Here is a 26,566-nt window from a genome sequence, read left to right as displayed (position 1 = left end):
GCCGTCGAGCCCGTCGGCGGCCGCGCCGGCCCCGGTCAGGAGCGCTCCAGACGGCCGAGGCGCTCCAGCAGCTCCGCGATGCGCAGGAGGTCCTGCCCGTGCGCGGGCGGATCCGTCTGCGACGCCGCCTGCCCGAACCACTCCGCGCGCACCGTGCTGACGCCTCGGAGGAGGTCCCGTCCGCCGTCCGACAGGTGGAGGAAGCGCCCGGTGGGGCCCTCGGACCCCAGCACCAGGCCCTTCTGGATGAGCGACGCGAGGGTGGGCACGGTCGCCGCGCGGGCGGTCCGGGTGTCGAGCGCACGCGAGGCGCGGTCCATGCGCTGGGTGCAGACGACGCGGCGGAGGATCAGGATCTGGACCCCGGTGAGGCCGTCCCCGCTGGTGTCGACGGACGCGTCGATGAGCTCGGAGACCGCCGTGAGGGCGTCGGTGAGGCGGACGTGCGGGGGCCGGTCACGGTGCTCCTGGGGCGCTCTGCGCTCCCTCCGGATCCGTGGCGGGGTCCACCGGCTCGACGGAGCGTCGTGGGGATCACGCTAGACCGCCCGGCACCCGTAGGCGGGCGGCGCGGGAGCGGTCGGGACGCGGCCGCACGCGACGACGCCCGCCGCGGCGCGAGCCGGGCGGGCGCCGTGCTGCCGGTGTGCCAGCGGGTGGATCAGGACGGGAACTGCGTGAAGTCCGCCGTCGCCGGGTCGGCGCCCAGGCGCGTACCGGACTCGAGGGTGTCGATCTCGGCGAGCTCCTCGACCGAGAGCTCGACCTCGATGGACTGGAAGTTGGCGACGATGCGCTCCGGCGTGACCGACTTGGGGATCACGATGCGGCCCTGCGCGAGGTGCCAGGCGAGCACGATCTGCGCGGGGGTGGCGTCGTGCTCCTTCGCGAGCCGCGTGACGATCTCCGACTCCAGGTCGGCGCCCTGGCCGAGGGGGCTGTAGGCCTCGACCTCGATGCCGCGCTCGACCGAGAAGGTGGAGAGGTCGTGCTGCTGGAACGTCGGGTGCACCTCGATCTGGTTGACCGCCGGCACGACCTCGGATTCGGCGGCCAGCTTCTCCAGGTGCTCCGGGAGGAAGTTGGAGACGCCGATCGCGCGGATGAGGCCCTCGGCGTGCAGCGCCTCGAACGTCTTCCAGGTCTCGACGTACAGGCCGTGCTTCGGGTAGGGCCAGTGGATGAGGTAGAGGTCCACCGCGTCGACGCCGAGCTTGCGGCGGCTGTCCTCGAAGGCGGTGCGCGCGCTGTCCGCGCCCTGGTCGCCGTTGCGGAGCTTGGTGGTGATGAAGAGCTCCTCGCGTGGGATGCCCGTCGCCTTGATGGCGGCGCCCACGCCCTCCTCGTTGTAGTAGCCGGCGGCGGTGTCGATGTGACGGTAGCCCGCCTCGAACGCGCGCTCCACGGCCTGCTGCGTCTCGGCGGGCGGGGTCTGGAAGACGCCGAAGCCCAGTTGCGGGATGGTGACGCCGTTGTTCAGGGTGATGAGGGGGGATGCCATGTGCTCTCGTCTTCTTCGTCTCGATGGTCACGGTGCGGGGCGTCGTCGTGCTCGCCGGCCGCGTCCCTCCACCGTACGCCCGCCGCGCTCCCGGGCGGCCCGGTGGCCCGCCCGCTCCGTTCCCGGCGAACGGGGACGGGCGCCGCCCTCTCGCGAGGTGCGGCGCCCGTCGTGGTCGAGCCGGTGGAGCGGGTCAGCGGCCGGAGGTCTCCAGCACGTAGCCCTCCTCGCCGTGGACGATCGTGTCGATGCCCGCGATCTCGTCCTCGTTCTTCACCCGGAAGCCCATGGTCTTCTGGATGATCGTGCCGATGACGTAGGAGAGGACGAACGAGTAGATCAGCACCGCGAAGGCGGCGAGGGCCTGCTTGCCGAGCTGCTCGAGCGAGCCCGAGTAGATGAGGCCGACCTTGGTCGCGAAGATGCCGATGTACAGCGTCCCGATGAGGCCGCCGATGAGGTGGATGCCCACCACGTCGAGCGAGTCGTCGAAGCCGAGCTTGAACTTGAGCTCGATCGCGACGGCGCAGACGGCACCGGCGACGAGGCCGAGGACGATGGCCCAGGTCGGCGAGAGCGCGGCGCACGCCGGGGTGATGGCGACGAGGCCCGCCACCGCGCCGGACGCGGCGCCCACCGAGGTCGGCTTGCCGTCGCGGATCTTCTCGACCACGAGCCAGCCGAGGATCGCGGCGGCGGGTGCGGCGATGGTGTTGAGGAACGCGATGGCCGCGATGCCGTCGGCCGCGAGCTCGGAGCCGGCGTTGAAGCCGAACCAGCCGAACCAGAGGAGCCCGGCGCCGAGGAGCACGAACGGCGGGTTGTGCGGCACGTGCATGCCCTTGGCGAACCCGACGCGCTTGCCGAGGACCAGCGAGAGGGCGAGCGCCGCGGCACCCGCGTTGATGTGGACCGCCGTGCCGCCCGCGAAGTCGATCGCGCCGACGTTGTAGGCGATCCACCCGCCGTCGACGGTGGATCCGTCGGCGACCGTGAAGTTGAAGACCCAGCTGGCGACGGGGAAGTAGACGACCGTGGCCCAGATGCCCGCGAAGACCATCCACGCGCCGAACTTGGCGCGGTCGGCGATGGCGCCGGAGATGAGCGCGACCGTGATGATGGCGAACGTGGCCTGGAAGGCGGCGAAGGCGAGCGTCGGGTAGGCGGACGTCTGGTCGCCGAGTGCCGCGGTGTACGCGTCGCCGAGGCCCAGCTGGCCGAGGTCGATGCCGAGGACGCCGTCGATGCCCACGAAGCGCGGGTTGCCCGCGGCGCCGTCGGGGCCGTTGCCGAACGCGATGGCGTAGCCGTACAGGACCCAGAGGAGCCCGATGAGGCCCATGGCCCCGAAGCTCATCATCATCATGCTGATGACGCTCTTGGCCTTGACGAGCCCGCCGTAGAAGAACGCCAGACCCGGCGTCATCAGGAGGACCAGCGCCGCGGCGATCAGGAGGAAGGCGGTGTTGCCTTGATCCATGGTGTTTCACCTCTCGTAGATCGTGCAGGGGGTCGCACCGGACGGAAGGCGAGCGGCCGCCCGTGTGGTCGGGGGTTCGGCGCGTGCCGGGTGCCGGGTACGCGTCCAGTGTCGGGGGGCGAGGTTTCGCCGGCTCGCCGGACGTGTTTCGGGCGCGTTACACGGGCGACGCGCATGTGAACATCGTGTTTCCGCGTGCGGCGGGGATGCCCGGGACGGCCGCCGATCCGGGCGTGGCGGAGCGTCGTCGGCTAGAGGTCGCGCCCGGCCGCGGTGAGCGAGATGAGCCGCGAGATGGCGCGCAGGTACTTCTTGCGGTAGCCGCCCGCGAGCATCTCGGCCGAGAAGGCCTCGTCGAACGGGGTGCCGGACGCGAGCAGGGGGATCTGCGCGTCGTAGACCCGGTCGACGAAGGCGACGAAGCGGAGCGCGTCGGTCTGGCCCTGCAGCTGGGTCACGTCGCGGAGCGCGATGGCGTCGACGCCCTCGATCACCTTCACGTACTTGGAGGGGTGCAGCCGCGAGAGGTGCGCGACCAGCTCGGGGAACCCGTCGACGGTGACCGAGCGGCCGCCGGCCTGCGCGGCGTCGGCCCTGGCGTCGAGCTCGGCGGCGCCCACCGTGATCGCGTGGCCCTCGAAGGCGCGGCGCCGGTAGTCGAGCCCGTCGATGCGGATGGTGTCGAACCGGTCGCTCATCGCCTGGATCTCGCGCAGGAAGTCGGCCGCCGCGAAGCGCCCCTCCCCCAGGGCGTTCGGCGGCGTGTTGCTCGTCGCGGCGATGCGCGTGCCGTCGGCCACGAGGTCGGACAGCAGGCGCGTCATCATCATCGTGTCGCCCGGGTCGTCGAGCTCGAACTCGTCGATGGCCACGAGCGTTGCGCCGCGGAGGATCCCGACCGCGCCCTGGTAGCCGAGCGCCCCGACGAGCGCCGTGTACTCGATGAAGGTGCCGAAGTACTTGGGTCCCGGCATGGCGTGCCAGAGCGACGCGAGGAGGTGGGTCTTGCCGACTCCGAACCCGCCGTCGAGGTAGACGCCGGGCTTCAGGGCGGGCGCCTTCCTCCGAGAGAAGAGGCCACCGCGGGATCCGGCGCGGTCGCCCGAGAACGCGCGGAGCACCTCGACGGCCTGCGCCTGCGTGTCGTACTCGGGGTCGGGACGGTACGTGTCGAACCGCGCCTCGTCGAACTGCCGCGGCGGCACGAGGTGCGCGGCGATCTCCGCGCCCGTGATGCTCGGCGAGCGGCCGACGAGGGCGCCGGGTCCCGTGCCCTCCGCGTCGTGGCTCCGCGATCCGATGTCGGCGTTCGTCACAGGTGGGTCTCCGGCTGTCATGTGGCGGTGTCGGGAAGGTCCCGCGCATGGCGAACCGTTACCGTGGATGGTGGTCGACGCGCGGCGCATGGTGCCCGCGGAACACCCACCAGACTAATCCGCGTCCCACCAGCGCGGCCCCGCCGGCCGCGAGATCAGGAGAGCCCCATGGCCGTCGAGCCGGACACCACCCCCAGGTTCGCCGAGTACGCCCACCCGGAGCGGCTCGTCAGCGGCGACTGGCTCCAGGAGCGACTCGCCGACGGCGCGCTCACGCCCGGTCTCGTGGTCGTCGAGTCCGACGAGGACGTGCTGCTCTACGAGACCGGCCACATCCCCGGCGCGGTGAAGCTCGACTGGCACACCGACCTCAACGACCCCGTGCAGCGTGACTACGTCGACGGCGAGCGGTTCGCGCAGCTCATGTCCGAGCGCGGCATCGCGCGTGACAGCACGGTCGTCATCTACGGCGACAAGAGCAACTGGTGGGCCGCGTACGCGCTCTGGGTCTTCACCCTGTTCGGCCACGAGGACGTGCGCCTGCTCGACGGCGGCCGGGACAAGTGGATCGCCGAGGGGCGCCCGACCACGACCGACCGCCCCGAGGTCTCCCCCGTCGAGTACCCGGTCGTCGAGCGCCGCGACGAGGAGATCCGCGCGTTCAAGGACGACGTGCTCGCGCACCTCGGCAACCCGCTCATCGACGTCCGCAGCCCCGAGGAGTACACCGGCCAGCGGACGACCGCGCCCGCCTACCCGGAGGAGGGCTCGCTCCGCGCCGGCCACATCCCCACCTCTCGGAACGTCCCGTGGGCCAAGGCCGCGGCGGAGGACGGCTCCTTCCGGACGCGCGCCGAGCTCGACGCCGTGTACCGCGAGGGCGCGGGCCTCGGCGACGGCGACGACGTCGTGGTCCTCTGCCGCATCGGGGAGCGCTCGAGCCACACGTGGTTCGTGCTCACCCACCTGCTGGGCTTCGAGGGCGTCCGCAACTACGACGGCTCCTGGACCGAGTGGGGCTCCGCCGTGCGGGTCCCCATCGTGCAGGGCGCCGAGCCCGGCGAGCTGCCCGCCCGATGACCGACGCCCCGGGGCTGCCCGCCGCGCTCGCCGAGATCCGCGACGACTTCCTCGCGCTCGAGCAGCGCGACCGGCTCCTGCTCCTGCTCGACTTCAGCAACGAGCTGCCCGCTCTCCCGCCGCGGTACGCCGACCACCCGGACCTCCTCGAGCGCGTGGAGGAGTGCCAGTCGCCGGTGTTCATGTTCGTGGAGGTCGTCGACGGCGACGTGCACGTGCACGCCCAGGCGCCGGCCGAGGCGCCGACGAGCCGCGGGTTCGCGTCGATCCTCGCGCAGGGCCTCGACGGGCTCCCGGCCGACGAGGTGCTCGCGGTGCCCGACGACTACCCGTCCACGATCGGGCTCGACGCGGCTGTATCGCCGCTGCGCATGCGCGGCATGACGGCGATGCTCGGGCGGGTCAAGCGCCAGGTGCGCGAGCGGCTCGCCGGGTGAGGATCACGCGGATCCTCCCCGTGGCGGGGGCCGGCCACGCGGCGGCCTCGCGCGGCCTGGACGACGACGGCACCCGGGGCTGGCTGGAGGACCTCTACCGTCCGGGATCCGCCGACCACGTGCGCCTCAACTTCGTGGCGTCGGTCGACGGCAGCGTCATCGGCGCCGACGGCACCTCCGACAGCCTCTCGAGCGTCGTGGACCGGCGGATCCTCGGCGTCATCCGCGAGCTCGCGGACGTCGTGCTCGTGGGCGCGGGCACGGTGCGTGCCGAGCGGTACGTCCTCCCCCGCAGGACCCCGCTGGCCGTCGCCACCTCCTCGGGCGACCTGGAGGGCCACCGCTTCGACCAGGACGCGTCCCCGGGCCGCCTCCTGGTGCTCTGCCCGCCCGAGGCACGGGACCGCGCCGTGGCGTCGCTCGGCGGCGTGCCCGCCGAGATCGTGTCCGTCCCGCTGGGTGCCGCGGCCGACGGTCGGATGGGCGGCGACGACGTCGTCGACGCCCTGCGTGGCCGCGGGCTGACCCATGTGGTGTGCGAGGGCGGACCGGCGCTCGCCGCATCCCTCATCGCCGCGGGCCGGGTGGACGAGCTCTGCCTCACGACCTCGCCCGAGCTCGTGACGCCGCTGACGCCGCTCGTGCCGGCGGGCTCCGACGCCTACGCGCCGATGCGGCTCGACCAGCTGCTCGTCGACGACGACCACCGCACCTACGCGCGCTGGACGGTGCGGCGGGACTGATCCCCTGGTCGCGCCGGCGTCGGGGTGGTGCCCACCCGTCGTCGCGGCGTGGCTCCCGGGCCGGATCGCGGCGGAACGTAGTCTGCACACGTGGTAGAGACCCGTGACAGCGCCGAGGATCCGCCCGAGTTCCGCGCGGCGCTAGACGCCCTGCGTCGTGCGACCACGCGATCCGAGCTCGTGCTGACGGAGATCCCCTCGCCCTCGAGCAACCTGGCCCCGTACGCCGTGGCGCTCGCCGCCGACGTGTCGCCGTCTGGCCACGCCTCCGACTCGGAGCTCGGCACGGGCCGCTTCATCCTGCTGCACGACCCGGATGAGCCGGACGCGTGGGGCGGCGCGTTCCGCGTCGTCTGCTTCGCGCAGGCGCCGCTCGAGACCGACATGGGCACCGATCCGTTCCTCGCCGACGTCGCCTGGTCGTGGCTCGTGGACGGCCTCGCCTCGCGCGGCGCCCGCTACTCGTCGCCCTCGGGGACCGCCACCCGGATTATCTCCACCGGCTACGGCGAGCTGGCCCGCCAGGGCAGCGGCGCCAAGATCGAGCTCCGCGCCTCGTGGACGCCGGCGGACGCCGACGTGACCGCCCATGTGGAAGGCTGGGGCGAATTACTGTGCATGCTCGCCGGGCTGCCTCCCGCGGGCGAAGGAGTGACACTGCTATCAGCGCGACGCACCCGGACGTGAACGCCCCGTCCGACACCCCAGACCCCGACGCGACCGGCGACGGCGCCGTCGCCCCCTCCCCGTCGGCGGCGGGTCTCCGCCGACCGGCCATGGGCGCGTCCCTCTTCTCCGACGTGCCGGGATCCACCGCCACCGACGCCGTGACCGCACGCGCGCGCACGCGCACCCGGCGGACGGAGCCCGCGCAGGCGACCGAGAACGCCCCCGCCGCGGCGGACCCGGTCCCGCGCGACGACGACGCACCCTCCCGTCCGCCCCTCCGCGAGGCGGCGGCCACGGGTGACCTCACCGTGATCGACACCCGGGAGGAGTACCTCCGCGCCGTCGAGGCGATCGCCGCCGGCACGGGTCCCATCGCCGTCGACGCCGAGCGCGCATCGGGCTTCCGCTACAGCCAGCGCGCGTACCTGATCCAGGTCTTCCGCCGCGGCGCCGGCACGTTCCTGTTCGACCCGCCCGCGATCGGCGACTTCTCGGAGCTCGACGAGGTGATCCGCGACGTCGAGTGGGTGCTGCACGCCGCCAGCCAGGACCTCGCGTGCCTCCGCGAGGTGGGCCTCGACCCGCAGCGCATCTTCGACACCGAGCTCGCGTCGCGCCTGCTCGGCCTGCCCCGGGTCGGCCTCGGCACCGTGGTGGAGGAGCTGCTCGGGATTCACCTGGCCAAGGAGCACTCGGCCGCCGACTGGTCGACCCGGCCGCTCCCCCGGGCATGGCTCGTCTACGCCGCGCTCGACGTGGAGCTGCTCGTCGACGTGCGCGACGAGATCGCCCGCCGCCTCGAGGAGCAGGGCAAGACCGCGATCGCCGAGCAGGAGTTCGCCGCGACCATCGCCAAGGAGGCGAAGCCCGCGCGGGTCGAGCCGTGGCGTCGCCTGAGCGGCCTGCACGGGGTCCGCGGTGGCCGTGGCCTCGCGGTCGCGAAGGAGCTGTGGGAGGCCCGCGACGCGTACGCGCGCGAGGTCGACACGAGCCCCGGCCGCCTCGTCCCCGACGGCTCCCTCGTCGCGGTCGCGCGCATCCTGCCGCAGACCAAGCGCGACCTCGCTGCCGTGCGCGAGTTCTCGGGTCGCGCCAGCCGCAGCGAGATCGACCGCTGGTGGGCCGCCGTCGAGCGCGGCCTCGCCGCGACCGCGTTCCCGCAGCTGCGCGGCACGGGCGAGACCATGCCGCCGCCGAAGGCGTGGGCCGACAAGGATCCCGCCGCCGACCGCCGCCTCAAGCGCGCCCGCGTGGCCGTGCAGGATGTCGCGACGGCCATGGGCGTCCCGCAGGAGAACCTGCTCACCCCCGAGGTGCTGCGTCGCGTCGCCTGGACGCCCCCCGCCGAGCTCTCCCCCGAGGCCGTCGCGACGGCGCTCGAGTCGTGGGGTGCGCGGCCCTGGCAGATCGAGGCGACGGCAGCGCCGGTGGCGGCGGCCTTTGTCGATGCTGGCCAAGCCGACGACGAGACCGACGACGGGGCCTCGTAGGAACAGTCAACGGTTTCGGCGCCCTCCGTGCCTCGTCCCTAGGGTGGGGGAAATCGATGCGAGGAGGCGTCAGTGGTCGAGAGAGCCGAAGTCCATTTCGTGGACGGGGTCCGCACCCCGTTCGGACGAGCGGGTGAGAAGGGCATGTACTGGCGGACCCGCGCCGACGATCTGGTGGTCAAGGCCATGATCGGGTTGCTCGAGCGGAACCCGCAGGTGCCGAAGGACCGGATCGACGAGGTCGCCATCGCGGCCACGACCCAGACGGGCGACCAGGGCCTGACCCTCGGCCGCACGGCCGCGCTCCTGGTCGGCCTGCCGCGCTCGGTCCCGGGATTCGCGATCGACCGGATGTGCGCCGGCGCCATGACGAGCGTCACGGCCACCGCCGGCGGCATCGCGTTCGGCGCCTACGACCTCGCCATCGCCGGCGGCGTCGAGCACATGGGCCGCCATCCGATGGGCTTCGACGCGGACCCGAACCCCCGCTTCCTCGCCGAGCGCCTCGTCAGCCAGGACGCCCTCAACATGGGGAACACGGCCGAGCGGATCCACGACCGCTTCCCGGCGCTCACCCGCGAGCGCGCCGACCGCTACGCCCTCGCGAGCCAGCAGAAGACGGCGCTCGCCTACGCGGCCGGGAACATCCAGCCCGACCTCGTCCCCGTCGCCACGCGCTCCGAGGAGGGCTGGGGGCTCGCCACGCGCGACGAGGCCATGCGCCCCGAGACCACGCTCGAGGGCCTCGCCGGCCTCCGCACCCCATTCCGCCCGCACGGCCGCGTCACGGCGGGCAACTCGTCGGGTCTCAACGACGGCGCCACCGCCGCCCTGCTCGCCAGCGGCGACGCCGTCAAGGAGCTCGGCCTGACGCCCAAGATGACCCTGGTGTCCTTCGCGTTCGCGGGCGTCGAGCCCGAGATCATGGGCATCGGACCGGTGCCGAGCACCGAGAAGGCGCTCCGGAAGGCCGGGCTCACGATCGACGACATCGGGCTCTTCGAGCTCAACGAGGCGTTCGCGATCCAGGTGCTCAGCCTCCTCGACCACTTCCGTCTCGACGACGACGACCCGCGCGTCAACGAGTACGGCGGCGCGATCGCCGTGGGCCACCCGCTCGCGTCCAGCGGCGTCCGGCTGATGAACCAGCTCGCGCGCCAGTTCGAGCAGCACCCCGAGGTCCGCTACGGCCTCACAGCGATGTGCGTCGGCCTCGGCCAGGGCGGCAGCGTCATCTGGGAGAACCCGCACTTCACCGGCAAGAGGAAGAGGAACAAGTGACCGACACCAGCCGCTTCCGGGAGCTCGTGGCGCTCGACCCCGACGAGGTCGTCACCCACTCGTACGTCCGCGACGTGCCGCTGCCCTCGGGCGGCGTGCTCGCGCTCGTCACGCTCGACAACGGGCGCGACCACACGCGGCCGTCCACGCTCGGCCCGGCCACCCTGCTGGAGCTCGCGGACGCGCTCGACGGCCTGGCCGCCCGGGCGGCCGCGGGCGAGATCCGCGGCGTCGCGATCACGGGCAAGCCGTTCATCCTCGCCGCGGGCGCCGATCTCAGCAAGGTCGGCGAGATCCCCAGCCGCGAGGTCGGGCGCCAGATGGCGCAGCTCGGACACGACACCCTGGGCCGCCTGCATCGTCTGGGCGTGCCGTCCTTCACCTTCATCAACGGCCTCGCGCTCGGCGGCGGGCTCGAGATCGGACTGAACTCCGACTACCGCACGGTCGACGAGTCCGTGCCCGCCGTGGCGCTGCCCGAGGTCTTCCTCGGCATCATCCCCGGCTGGGGCGGCGCGTGGCTGCTGCCGAACCTCATCGGCATCGAGAACGCCCTCAAGGTGATCATCGAGAACCCGCTCAAGAACAACCGCACGCTGAAGGCGGCGGACGTGGTGGAGCTCGGCATCGCCGACGCGTCGTTCCCGTCCGCGTCCTTCCTCGAGCAGTCCATCCGCTGGGCCGACGGCGTCATCTCCGGCGCCGTCGAGGTCAAGCGGCCGAACGCGCCGGGCCGCCTCGAGCGCATCGCCAAGTGGGACATCGCCATCGGGATCGCCCGGAAGTCGCTCGAGCAGCGCATCGGCACGGTCGCCCAGTCGCCGTACCGCGCGCTCGACCTGCTCAAGGCGGCCAGGAACACGACGCGCGAGGAGGGCTTCGCCGCCGAGGACGAGGCTCTCGCGGACCTCATCTCCGGCGACCAGTTCCGCGCCACCATCTACGCGTTCGACCTGGTGCAGAAGCGCGCCAAGCGGCCCGCGGGGGCGCCTGACAAGGCGCTGGCCCGCAAGGTCACCAAGGTCGGCGTCGTCGGCGCCGGCCTCATGGCATCGCAGTTCGCGCTGCTGTTCGTGCGCCGCCTCCAGGTTCCCGTGGTCATCACGGACCTCGACCGGGCGCGCGTCGACGCGGGCGTCGCCGGCATCCACGGCGAGATCCGGAAGCTCGCCGAGAAGGGGCGCATCTCCCCCGACGAGGCCAACCGGCTCACGGCGCTCGTCACGGGCACCACGGACAAGGCCGACTTCGCCGACGCGGACTGGGTCATCGAGGCCGTGTTCGAGGAGCTCGGCGTGAAGCAGGCGGTCTTCGCGGAGATCGAGCAGCACGTCTCCGAGACCGCGATCCTCGCGACGAACACGTCGAGCCTCTCGGTCGAGCGCATCGCCGAGCGGCTCGCGCACCCGGAGCGCGTCGTGGGCTTCCACTTCTTCAACCCCGTCGCGGTGATGCCGCTCATCGAGGTCGTGCGGACGCCGCAGACCACGGACGAGACGCTGTCGACCGCGATGCAGGTCGCGAGGACGCTGAAGAAGCACGCCGTCATCACCCGCGACACCCCGGGCTTCGTGGTGAACAGCATCCTCGCGAAGGTCCTCGGGGAGGCCATGCACGCGGTGGACACGGGAACGCCCTTCGAGGTCGTCGACCGCTCGCTCGCGCCGTTCGGCCTGCCGATGACGCCCTTCGAGCTGCTCGAGCTCGTGGGCCTCAAGGTCGGCGCGCACGTGCTCGACACGCACCACGCCGCATTCCCGGACCGGTTCTTCGAGAGCCCGAACCTGCACCGCCTCGCGGACCTCGGGCGCATCTACGCCCGCGACGCCAAGGGCCGCCCCACGGGCTTCGACAAGGAGGCCGTGCGCATCGTGAAGGGCGGCACCGACCCGCAGACGGCCGAGCAGATCCGCGAGCGCGTGGAGACGGGCCTCGCGGACGAGGTGCACCGCATGCTCGAGGACGACGTCGTGCACGCGGCGGAGGACATCGACCTCTGCCTCATCCTCGGCGCCGGCTACCCGTTCCAGATGGGCGGGCTCACGCCGTACCTCGACCGCGTCGGCGCGAGCAACCGGGCGTTCGGCGACACGTTCCACCACCCGCCCATCCGCGGCGTGGCGTAGCGCCAGGGGGAACGCAGCAGGGCCAGGCCGCATCGGCCGGGCCCTGCTGCGTGCGACAGGCGATCAGGCCTGCTCGTCGTCCTCCGCGCGCATGGGGACGCGCTCGGCGTCCTCCGGCAGCGGCCGGGCCGACGGCACGCGGCTCCCGAGCACCTGGGCGACGACGTCGCGCGCGATGTGCTGGGGAGTGAGCCCGACGCGCTCGAGGATCTGCGACCGCGTGCCGTGGTCGAGGAACTCGTCGGGCAGGCCCAGCTCCGTCACGCCCGTGTCGATGCCGGCCTCGCGGAGGTCCTGCCGGATCCGCGTGCCGATGCCCCCGACGACGACGCCGTCCTCGATGGTGACGACGAGACGGTGGGTGCCGCCGAGCTCGACGACGCTGCGCGGCACGGGCACGACCCAGCGCGGGTCCACGACGGTCGCGCCGATGCCCTGCGCGGCGAGCCGCTCCGCGACCTCGATGCCCATGGTCGCCATGGGCCCGACCGTGACGATCAGCACGTCCTTCGACGCCGACTCGTGCAGCACGTCCACGCCGTCGTCGAGGCGGCGCACGGCCTCGATCTCGTCCCCGACGCTGCCCTTGGAGAAGCGCACGACGGTGGGCGCGTCATCGACCTTGACGGCCTCGCCCAGCTCCTCGCGGAGGCGCGTCGCGTCACGCGGGGCGCTGAGGCGGATGTGCGGCACGATCTGCAGCAGCGCGAGATCCCACATGCCGTGATGGCTCGGCCCGTCGGGACCGGTGACGCCCGCGCGGTCGAGCACGAAGGTGACGCCGGCGCGGTGCAGGGCCACGTCCATGAGGACCTGGTCGAACGCGCGATTGACGAAGGTCGCGTACAGCGCGACGACCGGGTGCAGGCCGCCGTAGGCGAGGCCCGCGGCGCTCGTCACTGCGTGCTGCTCGGCGATGCCCACGTCGTGCACGCGATCCGGGTGCTTCTCGGCGAACTTGTGGAGGCCCACGGGGCGGAGCATCGCGGCGGTGATGCCGACGATGCGCGGATCCTCATCGGCCAGCGCGAGGATCTCGTCCGCGAAGACGCTGGTCCAGCTCACAGCGTGCGACGGGTCGATGGGCTCGCCCGTCTCCGGATCGATCTGCCCGACGGCGTGGAACTGGTCCGCCACGTCGCGGCGGGCGGGCTCGTAGCCGCGGCCCTTCTCGGTGATGGCGTGCACGATCACCGGGGCGCCGTAGTCGCGGGCCTGCTCGAGCGCCTCCTCCATCGCCTGCTGGTCGTGCCCGTCGATGGGCCCCAGGTACTTAATGTCGAGGTTGGAGTACAGCGCCTCGTTGTCCGTGACGCGCGTGAGGAAGCCGTGCAGGCCGCCGCGGAGGCCGCGGTAGAGGCTGTCGCCCGGGGCCCCGAACACGCCGAACACGCGCTGGCTCGTCTCGTAGAGGCCGCGGTAGGTGCGGCGGGTGCGCACGGTGTTGAGGAAGCGGGCCATGCCGCCGATCGTCGGCGCGTAGGAGCGGCCGTTGTCGTTGACGACGATGATGAGCTTCCGCGTGTTGTCGTCGGAGATGTTGTTGAGCGCCTCCCACGTCATGCCGCCGGTGAGGGCGCCGTCGCCCACCACCGCGACCACGTGCCGGTCGGTCTGGCCCGTGATCCCGAAGGCCCGCGAGATCCCGTCGGCCCAGCTCAGCGAGCTCGACGCGTGCGAGCTCTCGACGATGTCGTGCTCCGACTCCGACCGCTGCGGGTAGCCGGCGAGCCCGCCCGCTTCGCGGAGCCTCGAGAAGTCCTGGCGACCCGTGACCAGCTTGTGCACGTACGACTGGTGCCCGGTGTCGAACACGATCGCGTCCCGCGGGGAGTCGAACACGCGGTGGATCGCGAGCGTCGTCTCCACGACGCCGAGGTTCGGCCCGAGGTGGCCTCCGGTCTTGGAGACCTCCGCGACGAGGAACTGCCGGATCTCCGCGGCGAGCTCGACCATCTGCTCGCGGCTCAGCCGGTCGAGGTCCCGGGGTCCTGTGATCGTCTCGAGGATTCCCATGCTGACCGCCTTTCCCTGGGGTGCCATGTCGCGACGCCCGCCCTGTCGAGTCTACGCAGGGGCCGCACGCAGGAAGGAGGCCGGGCGTCGCCGCCCGGCCCCCTTCAGGTTCCTGTTACGCGACGAGGCTGCGCAGCACGTACTGCAGGATCCCGCCGTTGCGGTAGTAGTCCGCCTCGCCGGGGGTATCGATGCGGACGACCGCGTCGAACTCCACCGTCTCCTTGCCCGCGGGCGAGTCGGAGGTCGGTGCGGCGACGACGTGCACCGTGCGCGGCGTCGTGCCGGAGTTCAGCTCCTCGAGACCCGAGATGCTGATCTCCTCGGTGCCGTCGAGGCCGAGCGACGCCCAGGTCTCCCCCGCCGGGAACTGCAACGGGACGACGCCCATGCCGATGAGGTTGGAGCGGTGGATCCGCTCGAAGCTCTCGGTGATGACCGCCTTGACGCCCAGCAGGCTCGTGCCCTTGGCCGCCCAGTCGCGCGACGAGCCGGAGCCGTACTCCTTGCCGCCGAGGATCACGAGCGGGGTGCCCGCCGCCTGGTAGTTCTCGGACGCGTCGTAGATGAACGACTGCGGGCCGCCCTCCTGCGTGAAGTCGCGCGTGTAGCCGCCCTCGACGCCATCGAGTAGCTGGTTGCGCAGGCGGATGTTCGCAAACGTCCCGCGGATCATCACCTCGTGGTTGCCGCGGCGCGAGCCGTAGGAGTTGTAGTCCTTGCGGCCGACGCCGTGCTCGTCGAGGTAGTGGCCGGCGGGGCTGTCCGCCTTGATGGATCCGGCGGGGCTGATGTGGTCGGTCGTGACAGAGTCGCCGAGCTTCGCGAGGACGCGCGCACCCGCGATGTCCGACACCGGCGTGATCTCCATGGTGAGGCCCTCGAAGTACGGGGGCTTCCGCACGTAGGTGGACTCGGCGTCCCACTCGAACGTCGCACCCGTGGGGGTGGGGAGCGAGCGCCAGCGCTCGTCGCCGTCGAAGACGCCGGCGTACTGGTGGGTGAACATGCCCGTGTCGATCGAGCTGTCGATGGTCGACTGCACCTCGTCCGCGTCGGGCCAGATGTCCTTGAGGAACACCTCGTTGCCCTCGGGGTCGGTGCCGAGCGCGTCGGAGTCGAAGTCGAAGTTCATCGACCCGGCCAGCGCGTACGCGATGACGAGCGGCGGGCTCGCGAGGTAGTTCATCTTCACGTCGGGGTTGATGCGCCCCTCGAAGTTGCGGTTGCCCGAGAGGACGGCCGTCACCGCGAGGTCGTTGTCTTGCACCGCGGTGGAGATCTCCTCGAGCAGCGGGCCCGAGTTGCCGATGCACGTGGTGCAGCCGTAGCCGACCGTGTAGAAGCCGAGGTCCTCGAGGTAGGTCGTGAGGCCGGACTTCTCGTAGTAGTCCGTGACGACCTTGGATCCGGGGGCCAGCGTGGTCTTCACCCACGGCTTGGCCTTGAGGCCCTTCTTGCTCGCGTTGCGGGCGAGCAGCCCCGCCGCGAGCATGACCGACGGGTTCGACGTGTTGGTGCACGACGTGATGGCGGCGATGGCCACGGCGCCGTGGTCGAGCGTGAAGTCGCGCCCGTCCTCGAGCGTGACGCGCGTGGGCTTCGTGACGCTCACCGGGCTGTGCGAGGCGTGGTGCGTCTCGTGCGTCGAGTGCTCGTCCTCGGGCTGCAGCTCGCCCGGGTCGGACGCCGGGAAGCTCATGGAGGTGGTGAGGTCGACGATGTCGTGGTCGACCTGGGCGTAGTCGTTGAGGTCGCGCTCGAACTGCGACTTCGCGTCGGTCAGCTCGATGCGGTCCTGCGGGCGCTTGGGGCCGGCGATGGAGGGGACGACCGTGGAGAGGTCGAGCTCGAGGTACTCGCTGAACGCGGGCTCGACGGATGCGTCGTGCCACAGCCCCTGCTGCTTCGCGTAGGCCTCGACGAGGGCGACCTGCTCTTCGCTTCGCCCGGTGAGGCGCAGGTACTCGAGGGTGACGTCATCGATGGGGAACACCGCGGCGGTGGAGCCGAACTCCGGGCTCATGTTGCCGATGGTGGCGCGGTTGGCGAGGGGCACGGCGCCGACGCCGGATCCGTAGAACTCGACGAACTTGCCGACGACGCCGTGCTTGCGCAGCATCTGCGTGATGGTGAGCACCACGTCGGTCGCGGTGACGCCCGTGGGGATCTCGCCCGAGAGCTTGAAGCCCACGACCTTGGGGATGAGCATCGAGACGGGCTGGCCGAGCATGGCCGCCTCCGCCTCGATGCCGCCGACACCCCAGCCCAGCACGCCCAGGCCGTTGACCATGGTGGTGTGCGAGTCGGTGCCGACGCAGGTGTCGGGGTAGGCCTGGAGGACGCCGCCGACCTCGCGGGTCATCGTGACGCGGGCGAGGTGCTCGATGTTGACCTGGTGGACGATGCCGGTTCCCGGCGGGACGACCTTAAAGTCCTCGAACGCCGTCTGGCCCCAGCGGAGGAACTGGTACCGCTCGCCGTTGCGCTCGTACTCGATGTCGACGTTGCGCTCGAGCGCGTCCTCCGAGCCGAACAGGTCGGCGATGACGGAGTGGTCGATCACGAGCTCGGCGGGCGCCAGCGGGTTGATCTTCGTCGGGTCGCCACCCAGCTCGCCGACGGCTTCGCGCATGGTGGCGAGGTCGACGATGCAGGGGACCCCGGTGAAGTCCTGCATCACGACGCGCGCGGGCGTGAACTGGATCTCGGTGTCGGGGTCGGCCTCGGGCACCCAGTCGCCGAGCGCGCTGATCTGGCTGCCGGTGACGTTCTTGCCGTCCTCGGTGCGGAGGAGGTTCTCCAGCAGCACCTTCAGGCTGAACGGGAGACGCTCGTGGCCCGCCACGGTGTCGATGCGGTAGATCTCGTAGTCGGTGTCCCCGACGCGGAGTGTGTCCTTCGCGCCGAAGCTGTTGATTGCAGACACGTGGCCCTCTTCCCTCGCTGGATGGGCGCGGAAGTCGATTCCGCCCGTCATCCGATCTTGGTCGCCCGCCGCGACCGGGTCCAGTAAGGCGACCCTGATCGGGCACCCGGCGCGAGGCGGGACGGCGCCGATGTATCTCGACGTCGAGATGAATCTACCATCGCGCCACCGCGCCCGACGCCGCGGCGCGCGGTGCCTGCCCTGCCGACGAGGAGCGGGAGGACCGCGGGTCAGCCGGCCGCGGGGGCAGCCGGCTCCTTCGCGTACACGGCGCGCACGAACAACCACGACAGCACGAGGAGGACGCCGTAGAGGGGCGTGCCCATCACCAGGCGCGCGACCCCGAGCGCGTCGATCGAGTCGGCGAGGTAGAGAGGGAGCTGCACCGCGAGGCGGAGCGCGAAGAAACCGACCCAGACGAGGGTGAGGAGGCGGAGCGCCCTGGCCTTCCTGCGGTCCTGCCGCCAGGCCGTCCCGTCGCCCATGAGGAAGCCCACGGCGACGCCGACGAGCGGCCACCCCACGACCACCGACACGAGGAGGACGGCGAAGTAGGCGCCGTTGGTCCACAGCCCGAGGGCGTAGAAGTCGCGGCCCTCCCCCGACCGGAGCGCCAGGACCGCGGAGATCACGATGCCGACGAGGCCGCCCACCGCGGGCGCGAAGGCCGAGCGCTGCACCAGCCGGGCCACGACGGCCACGACCGCGACGGTGACCGGCACCGCGACGGAGAGCACGATGTCGCGCGTCAGGGTGAACGCGACCAGGAACAGGAGCCCGGGCACGATCGCCTCGAGCACGCCGCGGACGCCGCCCATGGCGGTGAGGAGCGCCGCCGCCGTCATCGTCTCGCCGCGCGCCGCCTGACCCAGACCTGCGCGCTCGGCGGCCTGTGCCATGCTCGCGCCGAGCGCCTCACCGGGGGCGGACGCGGACACGGACGCGGGCTCGCCGGGGATGCCGTCGGTCGCGGCCGCCTCGTCCGCGGGGGGGGGCTGGCCCCGGGGATCCCGCTCGCGCGGATCCTCCCCCGACACGTTCAGGAGCCCAGCGCGGAGGCCGGGCTCTCGCCGGCCGGAGCCGCGCCCGGGGTGGTGCCGACCTGCGCGGCGGGCATCTTGAGCGGGATGAGGTCGCGCGGGGGCATGGGCGACGAGCCGCGCACCACGACGACGCAGCGGAACAGGTCCTCGACGGCGGCGGCCGCCTCGGGGTCCGACACGGCGCGGCCGGTGATGACGCCGCGCAGGAACCAGCGCGGTCCGTCGACGCCGATGAAGCGGGCCTCGCGTGTGCTGGCCGCGGGCTGGCCGGGCTGCTGCACCACGGGGATCACGGCGTGCAGCTCCGGCCCGAACGGACCGTCGGCGAGACGCGTGGTCCCGCCCTGCTTCTGGATCTGCTCCCCGATGGTCGTGCGGATCTCGTGCCACAGCCCGCTCGAGCGCGGGGCCGCGAACGGCTGCACCTGGAGGCTGGACTCGGCGAAGTCGAGGCCGATCGCGACGACCTGCTGGGTGCCCTCTGCGACCTCGAGGCGGAGGTGGAGGCCCTCGCGCGGCAGGATCTTGATCCCGCCGAGGTCGACGTACGGGCGGACGGGGTTCGCCTCGGTCTCGTCGAGCGGACCCTCGTCGGCCCGGTCGTCGGGCGCGGACTTGGCGTCCAGGACGTGCTCGGCGTCGTCCGCGACGGCGGCGTCATCCGGCTGGTTCGCGTTCTCGTCGGTCATGTTCGGTCTCCTGGATCTCGGGCGGGGAGGGCGCCGGTGCCCGTGGAGCCGAAGCCCCCCGTGCCGCGGTGGCTCCCGGGCAGCTTCTCGACGGGCACGAAGCGCACCCGGCTGACCGGCATGACGACGACCTGCGCGATGCGGTCGCCGACCGCGACATCGTACGCGGCCTCGGCATCGGTGTTGAGGAGGGTGACCCGGATCTCGCCGCGGTAGCCCGCGTCGACGGTGCCGGGCGCGTTGACGATCGTGATGCCGTGACGCGCGGCCAGGCCGCTGCGGGGCAGGACGAACGCGGCGTACCCGTCCGGGAGGGCGATGCTGACGCCCGTGCCGACGGTGGCCCGTCGGCCCGGCTCGAGGCGGACGGCCTCGGCGGCCGTGAGGTCGGCGCCGGCGTCGCCGGGATGCGCGTAGGTCGGGATCGGGGCGTCGCCCGCGATGAGGACGTCGACGGGATCGGGCACGGTCCGAGGCTAGTGCAGGAATCTGATCGAATAGGCGCATGCCCGCATCCCCCTACAGCGAGCGGCTGTGGCCTGCTCCCTGGCTCTTCGTCGCCACCGCTCTCGTCATCCCCGCGAGCCTGCTCGTGTTCCTCCCCATCAGCGTCATCGCCGGGGTCGTCGTCGCGATCGTGCTCTACGCGGGCGTCGTGGCCACGCTCGTGCTCACGAGCCCGGTCATCCAGGTGGTCGACGGGCGGCTGCGCGCGGGCCGCGCATCCATCGACGTCGACCAGCTCGGCGAGCCCGAGGGGTTCCGGGGCGCGCAGGCGACGGCGGAGCGCGGCACGCGCCTCCATGCCCGGGCGTACCTGGTGATCCGCGGCTGGGTGGACCCGGTGGTCAAGGTGCCGCTGCTGGACGCGGCCGACCCTGCTCCGTACTGGCTGCTCTCCACGCGCACCCCGGAACGACTGATCGCCGCGATCCGGGGATCGCGGCGATCATGACGTGCGGTGAGGCGCTCTGTCCTCAGGGGGATTCTGTCCTCAGGGGGGGCTCTCGCCCGGCGACGCTCTAGGTGTACTCGGCCATGACGTTGGTGACACTTCGGGGCGTGTGAAGAGGCCTCCTGGCTTGATGGAGCTGTTCAGTTCAACCATCGCCAGGAGGCCTCGATGTCCCACGGTAATGCTCGTCTGACGGTTCACGGGAGGGTTCTCCTCGTGCGGCGGGTGGTGGAGGATCGTCGGCCGGTCGCGCACGTCGCGCGGGAGCTGGGGGTGTCGCGGCAGTGCGCGCATCGATGGGTGAACCGGTTCCGTGCCGAGGGGCTGCGAGGGCTGACGGATCGGTCATCGCGGCCCCGGTCAGTACCGAGGCGAACGAGCCCGGAGCGGGAACGGGCCGTGCTGGAAGCGCGGGCCCAGTTGCGGGCGGGTCCTGCGCGGCTGGCGCCGGTGACAGGTGTTCCATCCCGTACGATCTCCCGCATCCTGCGCCGGCACGGGGCGCCGCCGTTGGCATGGTTGGACCCCGTCACCGGGGCCGTGATCCGGGCATCCCGGTCAACGGCGCACCGGTATGAGCACGAGCATCCGGGTGATCTGATCCACGTGGACGTGAAGAAGCTCGGGAGGATCCCGGACGGAGGCGGCTGGCGGGTCCACGGGCGCAGCGAGCAGGTCCGCGGCCGCGGGATCGGGTTCGATTACGTCCATGCCGCGGTCGATGACCACACCCGTCTCGCCTACGCGGAGATCCATCCCGATGAGAAAGGCGCGACCGCGGCCGGGTTCCTGACCCGCGCAGCGGCGTACTTCGCCGGGCATGGGATCACCCGGATCGAGCGGGTCATCACGGACAACGCGTTCGCCTACCGGCACTCGACCGTGTTCAAGAACGCCGTCCAGGACCTGGGCGCGCGGCAGAAGTTCATCCGCCCGCACTGCCCCTGGCAGAACGGCAAGGTCGAGCGCTTCAACCGGACCCTCGCGACCGAGTGGGCCTACCGGCAACCCTTCACCGGCAACCAACACCGGGCCGACGCGCTTGACCCCTTCATCGAGCACTACAACACTGAACGAATCCACTCAAGCCACGGGCTCACGCCCGCGGCCCGAGTGTCACCAACGTCATGACCCAGTACATCTAGGCGGCGCACTCCTGGCAGATGGGCCCGAGCTTCTCCTGGTGGTCGATCTGCGAGCGGTGCTTCACGAGGAAGCAGCTCACGCAGGTGAACTCGTCCGCCTGGGGCGGGAGCACCACCGTCTCGAGCTCGAGGTCGGAGAGGTCGGCTCCGGCGAGGTCGAAGCTCCCGGGGTTGTCGGCATCGTCGACGTCCACGACCCCGGACATGCGGTCCGGGACGCGCTCCTTCAGAGCCTCGATCGAGTCGGAGTCGTCCTCCGTCTTGCGCGGGGCGTCGTAATCAGTTGCCATTCCTGTCCACTTCTCGAATAACCGCCGAACGGAATCGGCGGGCACAGTTTGCATGAATCGCATCCGGATAGCAAACCGTCCTCCGGGCCCCTCTCGGGGCTCCTGATCGGCGGTTTGGATGCGGGGAGCCGGCCCGTGCCCGGGCCGCGGATGCGGACTCACACGGTACACCGTTCGCGCACGAACAACCTGCCTGCGGGGCCTGCGATCCCGCCCTCCGGCGCTCTCGTCGGACTCAAGTCGCGGCGCGCCACGCGTATTCCCCGGAAGAGGGGCCGACTCGTGCGATCGTGAATCGTCCAGTGAGCGCGAGAGGCGTGGAACCCATGCAGGATCTGAAAATCGTCGGAGTCGAGGACGGCGCCCTCGTCGTGGAGACCCCGGGCGGTGAACGGCACCGTCTCGTGATGGACGACTCCTTCCGCTCGGCGCTCCGTCGCCAGTCCGCCGACGGCGGCCCGCCGCGGAAGGCCGCCCCGCGCATCATCCAGTCGTTCATCCGGCAGGGCATGAGCGCCGAGGACGTCGCACGGGAGACCGGGGCGTCCGTGGAGTACGTGCGCAAGTTCGAGGGCCCCGTCGTCGCCGAGCGCGAGCACGTCGTGCGCAGCGCCATGAAGGTCCCCGTGCACACCGCCATCGAGGTCGACCCGATGGGGCAGGGCACGCTCTTCGGCCAGGTCATCGAGGAGCGCCTCGAGTCGCTCGGTGCGCAGGAGGTGCGCTGGAGCAGCTGGAAGGAGCAGCTCGGCGGCTGGGTCGTGAAGGCCGCCTTCACCAGCGAGGAGATCGAGCACGACGCGCGCTGGTCCTACGACCCGAAGAAGCACGCGCTCTCCCCCGCCAACAACGAGGCGATCACCCTCTCGCAGCAGGGCGAGATCCGCGGCGCGCTCATCCCCCGCCTCCGCGCGCTGCCGCCCGAGGCCCCGGACACGCACCAGGAGGACGGCGTCACGCGCTTCGACAGCGGCGCCTTCCGCCTGCCCGAGCCGACGGCGTCGAGCACGCAGGACACCGCTCCCCAGCCCTGGGAGGCGCACCGCCGTGACGAGGGCGCGTCCGTGTCGCACCTCGGACGGCAGGGCAACCACCCCGCGGGAACACAGCAGCCGGCGCGCGTGGCGCAAGTCGAGCTGAACGAGACCGCCGACCTGCTCGAGGCGCTCCGCCGTCGCCGGGGTGAGCGGGAGTCCGTGCCGCGCGAGGACGAGGGCGACGACCCGGTCGAGGAGGCGCCCGCTCCTGCCGCCCGGCGCGACGAGCCCCTCTCTCGCCCTCGCGGCGGGCAGCGCTCCGCGCCGCCGCTGCGGTCCGCGGTGATCCCCGGCGTCGGCCGTGTCGACACCGGCCGCGACCGCCCGCGCGACGAGTCCGACGACGAGGGCTTGCGCACGCCCGGGACCGGCGAGGGCCGCGGTTCCGCGAAGCCGTCCGGCCGCCGCGGGCGCACGGCGATGCCGAGCTGGGACGAGATCGTGTTCGGCGCCCGCAGCGACGACGACCACCTGGCCTGACCCCGCACGACCTCCGGCCGCCCCGCGGGCGGTCCGGCCGTCGTCGTCCCGCAGGTCAGCCGCGGGCGAAGGCGCCGGCGCGGATGAGCGGCACCAGGCGCTCCTCGTCCGAGAACGCCCCGTGCTGACCGATCATCCGACGGGCGCCCTGGTCTCGCGGGCGGCCGTCGTAGTACGCGATGAGCGAGCGCGTCGCGACGATCACGTCGCCGATGCGCGCGGCGACACCTTCCCGGACCGGCCCGTACCAGTCGGCGGCGATCGCCTCGGCGCGCGTCGCGACGTGGGCGCGCGTCCCCTCCGAGGCGCGCCAGGCGTCGGCCAGGCCGTCGGCGTCCGCGCCCGGTTCGAGGTGCAGGTGCAGGCAGCGCGGCTCCCCCGCGACGTGCCGGACGCCCGCGACCAGCTCGGGCACGCGGTCGAACAGGATCTGGGATCCAGCGGGCACGTCGACGATGCCGTGGTCGGCGGTGATCAGCGCACCCTCGCGCGGGCCGAGGCGGTCGAGGAAGGGGCCCGCCGCCTGGTCGAGCTCCTCGAGGCCGCGGAGCCAGCGGTCGGACTCCCAGCCGTGCGAATGGGCGGCCTGGTCGAGCTCGGGGACGTAGAGGTAGACGAGCGCGCGCGGCTCCCGGTCCATGAGCTCGCGCGTGGTCGCGAAGCGGTCCGCGATCGACTCGGCGGCGACGTAGGTCGCGCCGCGCAGCGCGGCGCGCGAGAACCCGGATCCGGCGTAGCGGGCCGAGCCGACGACGAACGCGGGGATGCCCGCGGCGACCGCTCGCTCGAAGGCGGTCGGCACCGGCTGCCACTGGTCCGGGACGCTGCGCGCGTCCCATCCGGACAGCAGCTTGAGGACGCGGTCGTGCGCGGGATCCAGCGCGCTGTAGCCGACGAGCCCGTGCTCGCCCGCGCGCACGCCGGTGGTGAGGGAGGTGATGCTGGCCGCCGTCGTGGTGGGGAACCCGACGTCGACGACGTCCTTCTTCCGCCAGCCCTGCACGAGGTGGCGGGCGTGTCCGGCGCGGGCTCGGAGGGCGGCGGATCCGAGCCCGTCGACGAGCACGACGACCGCACGGTCGACGGGCGGGAGGCCGGCTTCCGACTCCTCCCCCGCGAGGGCGGCGAGGCAGCCGGGCATGACCGCGGTGAGGCTCATCCGGCTGGATCCGGGCGCCGGTAGCATGGGGGCCATCCGGCCCAGTCTGGCACAGCAGCCCGGCCCGCATCCGCGTCACGACGCCGATCAGGCGCAGCGCCGATCCCGACCCAGAGAGTCCATGAGTCCCTCCACCACGCACACCACGCCCGACGAGCCCTCCGAGCGCATCGAGGACGTCGACGTCTCCACCGAGATGGAGAACTCGTTCCTCGAGTACGCGTACTCGGTCATCTACTCGCGCGCCCTGCCCGACGCGCGCGACGGGCTCAAGCCCGTGCAGCGCCGCATCCTCTACCAGATGAGCGAGATGGGCCTGCGCCCCGACCGCGGGCACGTGAAGAGCGCGCGCGTCACGGGCGAGGTGATGGGGAAGCTCCACCCCCACGGCGACTCCGCCATCTACGACGCGATGGTGCGCATGGCGCAGCCGTTCACGCTCCGGGTGCCGCTCATCGACGGGCACGGCAACTTCGGTTCGCTCGACGACGGGCCGGCCGCGCCCCGCTACACGGAGGCCCGGCTCGCCGCGTCCGCGCTCGCGATGGTCGAGGGGCTCGACGAGGACGTCGTCGACTTCGTCCCGAACTACGACAACGCCTTCATGCAGCCGGCCGTGCTCCCCGCCGCCTTCCCGAACCTGCTCGTCAACGGCGCGAGCGGCATCGCGGTCGGCATGGCGACGAACATGGTGCCGCACAACCTCATCGAGGTCGTCGGCGCCGCGCGGCACCTCATCGACCACCCCGACGCGACCCTCGACGACCTCATGGCGTTCGTCCCGGGGCCCGACCTGCCCACGGGCGGCACGATCATCGGTCTGTCGGGGGTCAAGGACGCGTACCTCACCGGCCGCGGCAGCTTCAAGACCCGCGCGCGCGTCTCCGTCGAGAGCCTCACCCCCCGGAAGTCGGGGCTGGTCGTCACCGAGCTGCCGTACCTCGTCGGGCCCGAGAAGGTCATCGAGAAGATCAAGGACGGCGTCCAGAACAAGAAGCTGTCCGGGATCACCAACGTCACCGACCTCACCGACCGCACGCACGGGCTGCGGCTAGTCATCGAGATCAAGACGGGCTTCAACCCCGAGGCCGTGCTCGAGCAGCTGTACCGCTACACCCCGCTCGAGGACGGGTTCAGCATCAACAACGTCGCGCTCGTCGACGGCAGCCCGCAGACGCTGGGACTGAAGGAGCTGCTGCAGGTCTACGTGGCGCACCGGCTCGACGTGGTCACGCGCCGCACGCGGTACCGCCTCGCCCGGCGGCAGGAGCGGCTGCACCTCGTGCTCGGCCTGCTCATCGCGATCCTCGACATCGACGAGGTGATCCAAGTCATCCGCGGCAGCGACGACACCGAGCAGGCGCGCGCCCGCCTCATGGACGTCTTCGACCTCTCGACGCTGCAGGCCGACTACATCCTCGAGCTCCGCCTCCGTCGGCTCACACGGTTCAGCCGCATCGAGCTGGAGGAGGAGCGCGACAGGCTGCAGGCCGAGATCGCGGAGCTCGAGGCGATCCTCGCCGACCCGCGCCGGCTGCGCGCCCTCGTCTCGACCGAGCTGCAGGAGGTCGCCGACCGGTTCGGGACGCCGCGCCGCACGCTGCTCACCGAGGCCGCACCCAGCGTGGCCGGGGCGTCGAGCCGCCGGGCGGCGCCCGTCCTCGAGATCGCCGACGTGCCCTGCCGGGTGCTGCTGTCGACGACGGGCCGCGCCGTCCGCGTCGACCTGCCGACGGATGCACCGGGGACGCCCCTGCAGACGGTCCGCCGCAGCTCGCACGACGCCGTCCTCACGGCGATCGAGACCACGAGCCGCACCCGCATCGGCGCGATCACGAACACCGGCCGCCTCATCACCATGACGCCCGTCGACCTCCCCGTCGTGCCGGTCGCGAGCGTGCAGCTGGGCGCCGGCGTGCGGATCCGCGACTACCTCGGCCTCACGGACCGGAAGGAGCGCGTCGTCGCGCTCGTGGCGCTCGGCACCGATGAGGCCATCGCCCTCGGCACGCGCCAGGGCGTCGTGAAGCGCGTCGCCCCGTCCGCCCTGCCCGCGAAGCCCGAGTACGAGGTCATCGCGCTGAAGAAGGGCGACGAGGTCGTCGGGGCGCGGCAGGGCGCGGAGACCGACGAGCTCGTCTTCGTCACCAGCGAGGCGCAGCTGCTGCACTTCCCCGCGGTCTCGGTGCGGCCGCAGGGCGTGCAGGCGGGCGGAATCGCGGGTGTCAACCTCGGCGCGGGCGCGCACGTGCTGTTCTTCTCCTCCGTCGCTCCCGAGGGCGCGGAGGTCGTCACCGTCTCGGCGTCGTCCGCCACCATCGCCGGCGTGGATCCGGGACGCGCCAAGGTGTCCGCGTTCGGCGACTTCCCGCGCAAGGGCCGCGCCACGGGCGGGGTCCGCGCGCACGCGTACCTGAAGGGCGAGGACCACCTCGCCCTGGCCTGGGTGGGCCCCGGCCCCGCGCTCGCCGTGGGGCCGGCGGGAGAGGTCCGCCAGCTGCCGCCCACGGGCATGAAGCGCGACGGCTCGGGCATCCCGCTGGAGAAGCCGATCGGCAGCGTCGGCCAGGCGGTCACCCCGGCCGAGGCGCCGGATGCCGCGTCCGGCGCCGCCGTCGGCGTCGTCGAGCCGTCGGCCGAGGACGGCTCCGCGCCGCTGGAGACCTAGGCGCGTCGGCAGCACGCACGGCGACGGCCGCG

General features: G+C 72.2%; 22 protein-coding genes. 11 read left to right on the top strand and 11 right to left on the bottom strand.

The window, feature by feature from the left end:
* Positions 1-35: 35 nt before the first annotated feature.
* From CMS_RS17860 to zapE, 4 genes are all read right to left on the bottom strand, one after another.
* A complete protein-coding gene (locus CMS_RS17860; RefSeq protein WP_223842609.1) occupies positions 36-320 on the bottom strand; it encodes a hypothetical protein in 285 nt (94 codons plus the stop codon).
* Positions 321-661: 341 nt separating this feature from the next.
* The gene (locus CMS_RS08230; RefSeq protein ID WP_012299019.1) at positions 662-1,501 is read right to left on the bottom strand and encodes an aldo/keto reductase; all 840 of its coding nucleotides are present in this window, start codon (positions 1,499-1,501) and stop codon (positions 662-664) included.
* Between the two features lie 193 nt (positions 1,502-1,694).
* Complete coding sequence (locus tag CMS_RS08225) at positions 1,695-2,981, bottom strand: ammonium transporter (protein ID WP_012299018.1); 1,287 nt, start codon at positions 2,979-2,981, stop codon at positions 1,695-1,697.
* 251 nt (positions 2,982-3,232) lie between these two features.
* A complete protein-coding gene (gene zapE, locus CMS_RS08220; protein ID WP_012299017.1) occupies positions 3,233-4,297 on the bottom strand; it encodes a cell division protein ZapE in 1,065 nt (354 codons plus the stop codon).
* 168 nt (positions 4,298-4,465) lie between these two features.
* Between zapE and CMS_RS08215 the strand changes: the two genes are divergently transcribed.
* The 7 genes from CMS_RS08215 to CMS_RS08185 all read left to right on the top strand — a co-directional run bounded on the left by CMS_RS08215 (position 4,466) and on the right by CMS_RS08185 (position 12,123).
* Complete coding sequence (locus CMS_RS08215) at positions 4,466-5,377, top strand: sulfurtransferase (RefSeq protein WP_012299016.1); 912 nt, start codon at positions 4,466-4,468, stop codon at positions 5,375-5,377.
* Complete coding sequence (locus CMS_RS08210; protein WP_012299015.1) at positions 5,374-5,814, top strand: SufE family protein; 441 nt, start codon at positions 5,374-5,376, stop codon at positions 5,812-5,814. Before CMS_RS08215 ends, CMS_RS08210 begins: the two co-directional genes overlap by 4 nt.
* Positions 5,811-6,557: a dihydrofolate reductase family protein gene (locus tag CMS_RS08205; protein ID WP_012299014.1), complete on the top strand. Its 747-nt coding sequence runs from the start codon at positions 5,811-5,813 to the stop codon at positions 6,555-6,557. The genes CMS_RS08210 and CMS_RS08205 overlap by 4 nt, the downstream gene beginning before the upstream one ends.
* 90 nt (positions 6,558-6,647) lie before the next feature.
* The gene (locus CMS_RS08200) at positions 6,648-7,244 is read left to right on the top strand and encodes a DUF3000 domain-containing protein (protein ID WP_041464540.1); all 597 of its coding nucleotides are present in this window, start codon (positions 6,648-6,650) and stop codon (positions 7,242-7,244) included.
* On the top strand, positions 7,241-8,716 hold the full coding sequence (locus CMS_RS08195; RefSeq protein ID WP_174270079.1) for a ribonuclease D: 1,476 nt from the start codon (positions 7,241-7,243) through the stop codon (positions 8,714-8,716). The genes CMS_RS08200 and CMS_RS08195 overlap by 4 nt, the downstream gene beginning before the upstream one ends.
* A gap of 72 nt (positions 8,717-8,788) precedes the next feature.
* Complete coding sequence (locus CMS_RS08190) at positions 8,789-9,997, top strand: thiolase family protein (RefSeq protein ID WP_041464539.1); 1,209 nt, start codon at positions 8,789-8,791, stop codon at positions 9,995-9,997.
* The gene (locus CMS_RS08185; RefSeq protein WP_012299010.1) at positions 9,994-12,123 is read left to right on the top strand and encodes a 3-hydroxyacyl-CoA dehydrogenase NAD-binding domain-containing protein; all 2,130 of its coding nucleotides are present in this window, start codon (positions 9,994-9,996) and stop codon (positions 12,121-12,123) included. The genes CMS_RS08190 and CMS_RS08185 overlap by 4 nt, the downstream gene beginning before the upstream one ends.
* 63 nt (positions 12,124-12,186) lie before the next feature.
* On the opposite strand, the gene dxs is transcribed toward CMS_RS08185, so the two are convergent.
* The 5 genes from dxs to dut all read right to left on the bottom strand — a co-directional run bounded on the left by dxs (position 12,187) and on the right by dut (position 19,267).
* Positions 12,187-14,139, bottom strand: coding sequence for a 1-deoxy-D-xylulose-5-phosphate synthase (gene dxs / locus CMS_RS08180; RefSeq protein ID WP_012299009.1), 1,953 nt, complete (start codon positions 14,137-14,139; stop codon positions 12,187-12,189).
* A gap of 115 nt (positions 14,140-14,254) precedes the next feature.
* Complete coding sequence (gene acnA / locus CMS_RS08175; protein ID WP_041464538.1) at positions 14,255-17,068, bottom strand: aconitate hydratase AcnA; 2,814 nt, start codon at positions 17,066-17,068, stop codon at positions 14,255-14,257.
* A gap of 230 nt (positions 17,069-17,298) precedes the next feature.
* Entirely contained in the window at positions 17,299-18,006 is a 708-nt protein-coding gene (locus tag CMS_RS08170) for a DUF3159 domain-containing protein (RefSeq protein WP_223842608.1), read from the bottom strand.
* 101 nt (positions 18,007-18,107) lie between these two features.
* Positions 18,108-18,800, bottom strand: coding sequence for a DUF3710 domain-containing protein (locus CMS_RS08165; RefSeq protein WP_012299006.1), 693 nt, complete (start codon positions 18,798-18,800; stop codon positions 18,108-18,110).
* Complete coding sequence (gene dut, locus CMS_RS08160) at positions 18,797-19,267, bottom strand: dUTP diphosphatase (protein ID WP_012299005.1); 471 nt, start codon at positions 19,265-19,267, stop codon at positions 18,797-18,799. Before dut ends, CMS_RS08165 begins: the two co-directional genes overlap by 4 nt.
* 38 nt (positions 19,268-19,305) lie before the next feature.
* Here dut and CMS_RS08155 point away from each other — a divergent pair, with 38 nt between their 5' ends.
* Both CMS_RS08155 and CMS_RS08150 read left to right on the top strand, forming a co-directional pair.
* A complete protein-coding gene (locus CMS_RS08155) occupies positions 19,306-19,755 on the top strand; it encodes a DUF3093 domain-containing protein (RefSeq protein ID WP_012299004.1) in 450 nt (149 codons plus the stop codon).
* Positions 19,756-19,923: 168 nt separating this feature from the next.
* The gene (locus CMS_RS08150) at positions 19,924-20,886 is read left to right on the top strand and encodes an IS481-like element IS1121 family transposase (RefSeq protein ID WP_012299003.1); all 963 of its coding nucleotides are present in this window, start codon (positions 19,924-19,926) and stop codon (positions 20,884-20,886) included.
* A 10-nt stretch (positions 20,887-20,896) separates the two neighbouring features.
* Here the strand turns inward: CMS_RS08150 and CMS_RS08145 are convergent, their stop codons facing one another.
* On the bottom strand, positions 20,897-21,190 hold the full coding sequence (locus CMS_RS08145; RefSeq protein ID WP_012038342.1) for a DUF4193 domain-containing protein: 294 nt from the start codon (positions 21,188-21,190) through the stop codon (positions 20,897-20,899).
* A 326-nt stretch (positions 21,191-21,516) separates the two neighbouring features.
* Here CMS_RS08145 and sepH point away from each other — a divergent pair, with 326 nt between their 5' ends.
* Positions 21,517-22,707 (top strand): septation protein SepH, encoded by a 1,191-nt coding sequence (gene sepH, locus CMS_RS08140; protein ID WP_041464537.1) that lies wholly within the window; start codon positions 21,517-21,519, stop codon positions 22,705-22,707.
* A 55-nt stretch (positions 22,708-22,762) separates the two neighbouring features.
* Here the strand turns inward: sepH and CMS_RS08135 are convergent, their stop codons facing one another.
* The gene (locus CMS_RS08135; protein WP_012299000.1) at positions 22,763-23,902 is read right to left on the bottom strand and encodes an alkaline phosphatase family protein; all 1,140 of its coding nucleotides are present in this window, start codon (positions 23,900-23,902) and stop codon (positions 22,763-22,765) included.
* Between the two features lie 85 nt (positions 23,903-23,987).
* Here CMS_RS08135 and CMS_RS08130 point away from each other — a divergent pair, with 85 nt between their 5' ends.
* The gene (locus tag CMS_RS08130; RefSeq protein ID WP_012298999.1) at positions 23,988-26,534 is read left to right on the top strand and encodes a DNA gyrase/topoisomerase IV subunit A; all 2,547 of its coding nucleotides are present in this window, start codon (positions 23,988-23,990) and stop codon (positions 26,532-26,534) included.
* The last annotated feature ends 32 nt before the right edge of the window (positions 26,535-26,566 follow it).

It is taken from the genome of Clavibacter sepedonicus (assembly GCF_000069225.1).
In the GTDB taxonomy this organism is placed as follows: Bacteria; Actinomycetota; Actinomycetes; order Actinomycetales; family Microbacteriaceae; genus Clavibacter; species Clavibacter sepedonicus.
This window is presented reverse-complemented; position numbering and strand designations above follow the sequence as displayed.

Bases quoted from the DNA above. Each gene is read 5' to 3' on its own strand.
- sepH (WP_041464537.1), top strand. From the start codon at position 21,517: ATGCAGGATCTGAAAATCGTCGGAGTCGAGGACGGCGCCCTCGTCGTG.
- CMS_RS08225 (WP_012299018.1), bottom strand. From the start codon at position 2,981: ATGGATCAAGGCAACACCGCCTTCCTCCTGATCGCCGCGGCGCTGGTC.
- CMS_RS08130 (WP_012298999.1), top strand. From the start codon at position 23,988: ATGAGTCCCTCCACCACGCACACCACGCCCGACGAGCCCTCCGAGCGC.
- CMS_RS08145 (WP_012038342.1), bottom strand. From the start codon at position 21,190: ATGGCAACTGATTACGACGCCCCGCGCAAGACGGAGGACGACTCCGAC.
- CMS_RS08215 (WP_012299016.1), top strand. From the start codon at position 4,466: ATGGCCGTCGAGCCGGACACCACCCCCAGGTTCGCCGAGTACGCCCAC.
- CMS_RS08230 (WP_012299019.1), bottom strand. From the start codon at position 1,501: ATGGCATCCCCCCTCATCACCCTGAACAACGGCGTCACCATCCCGCAA.
- CMS_RS17860 (WP_223842609.1), bottom strand. From the start codon at position 320: ATGGACCGCGCCTCGCGTGCGCTCGACACCCGGACCGCCCGCGCGGCG.
- CMS_RS08135 (WP_012299000.1), bottom strand. From the start codon at position 23,902: ATGGCCCCCATGCTACCGGCGCCCGGATCCAGCCGGATGAGCCTCACC.
- CMS_RS08210 (WP_012299015.1), top strand. From the start codon at position 5,374: ATGACCGACGCCCCGGGGCTGCCCGCCGCGCTCGCCGAGATCCGCGAC.
- CMS_RS08150 (WP_012299003.1), top strand. From the start codon at position 19,924: ATGTCCCACGGTAATGCTCGTCTGACGGTTCACGGGAGGGTTCTCCTC.
- dxs (WP_012299009.1), bottom strand. From the start codon at position 14,139: ATGGGAATCCTCGAGACGATCACAGGACCCCGGGACCTCGACCGGCTG.
- CMS_RS08155 (WP_012299004.1), top strand. From the start codon at position 19,306: ATGCCCGCATCCCCCTACAGCGAGCGGCTGTGGCCTGCTCCCTGGCTC.
- CMS_RS08165 (WP_012299006.1), bottom strand. From the start codon at position 18,800: ATGACCGACGAGAACGCGAACCAGCCGGATGACGCCGCCGTCGCGGAC.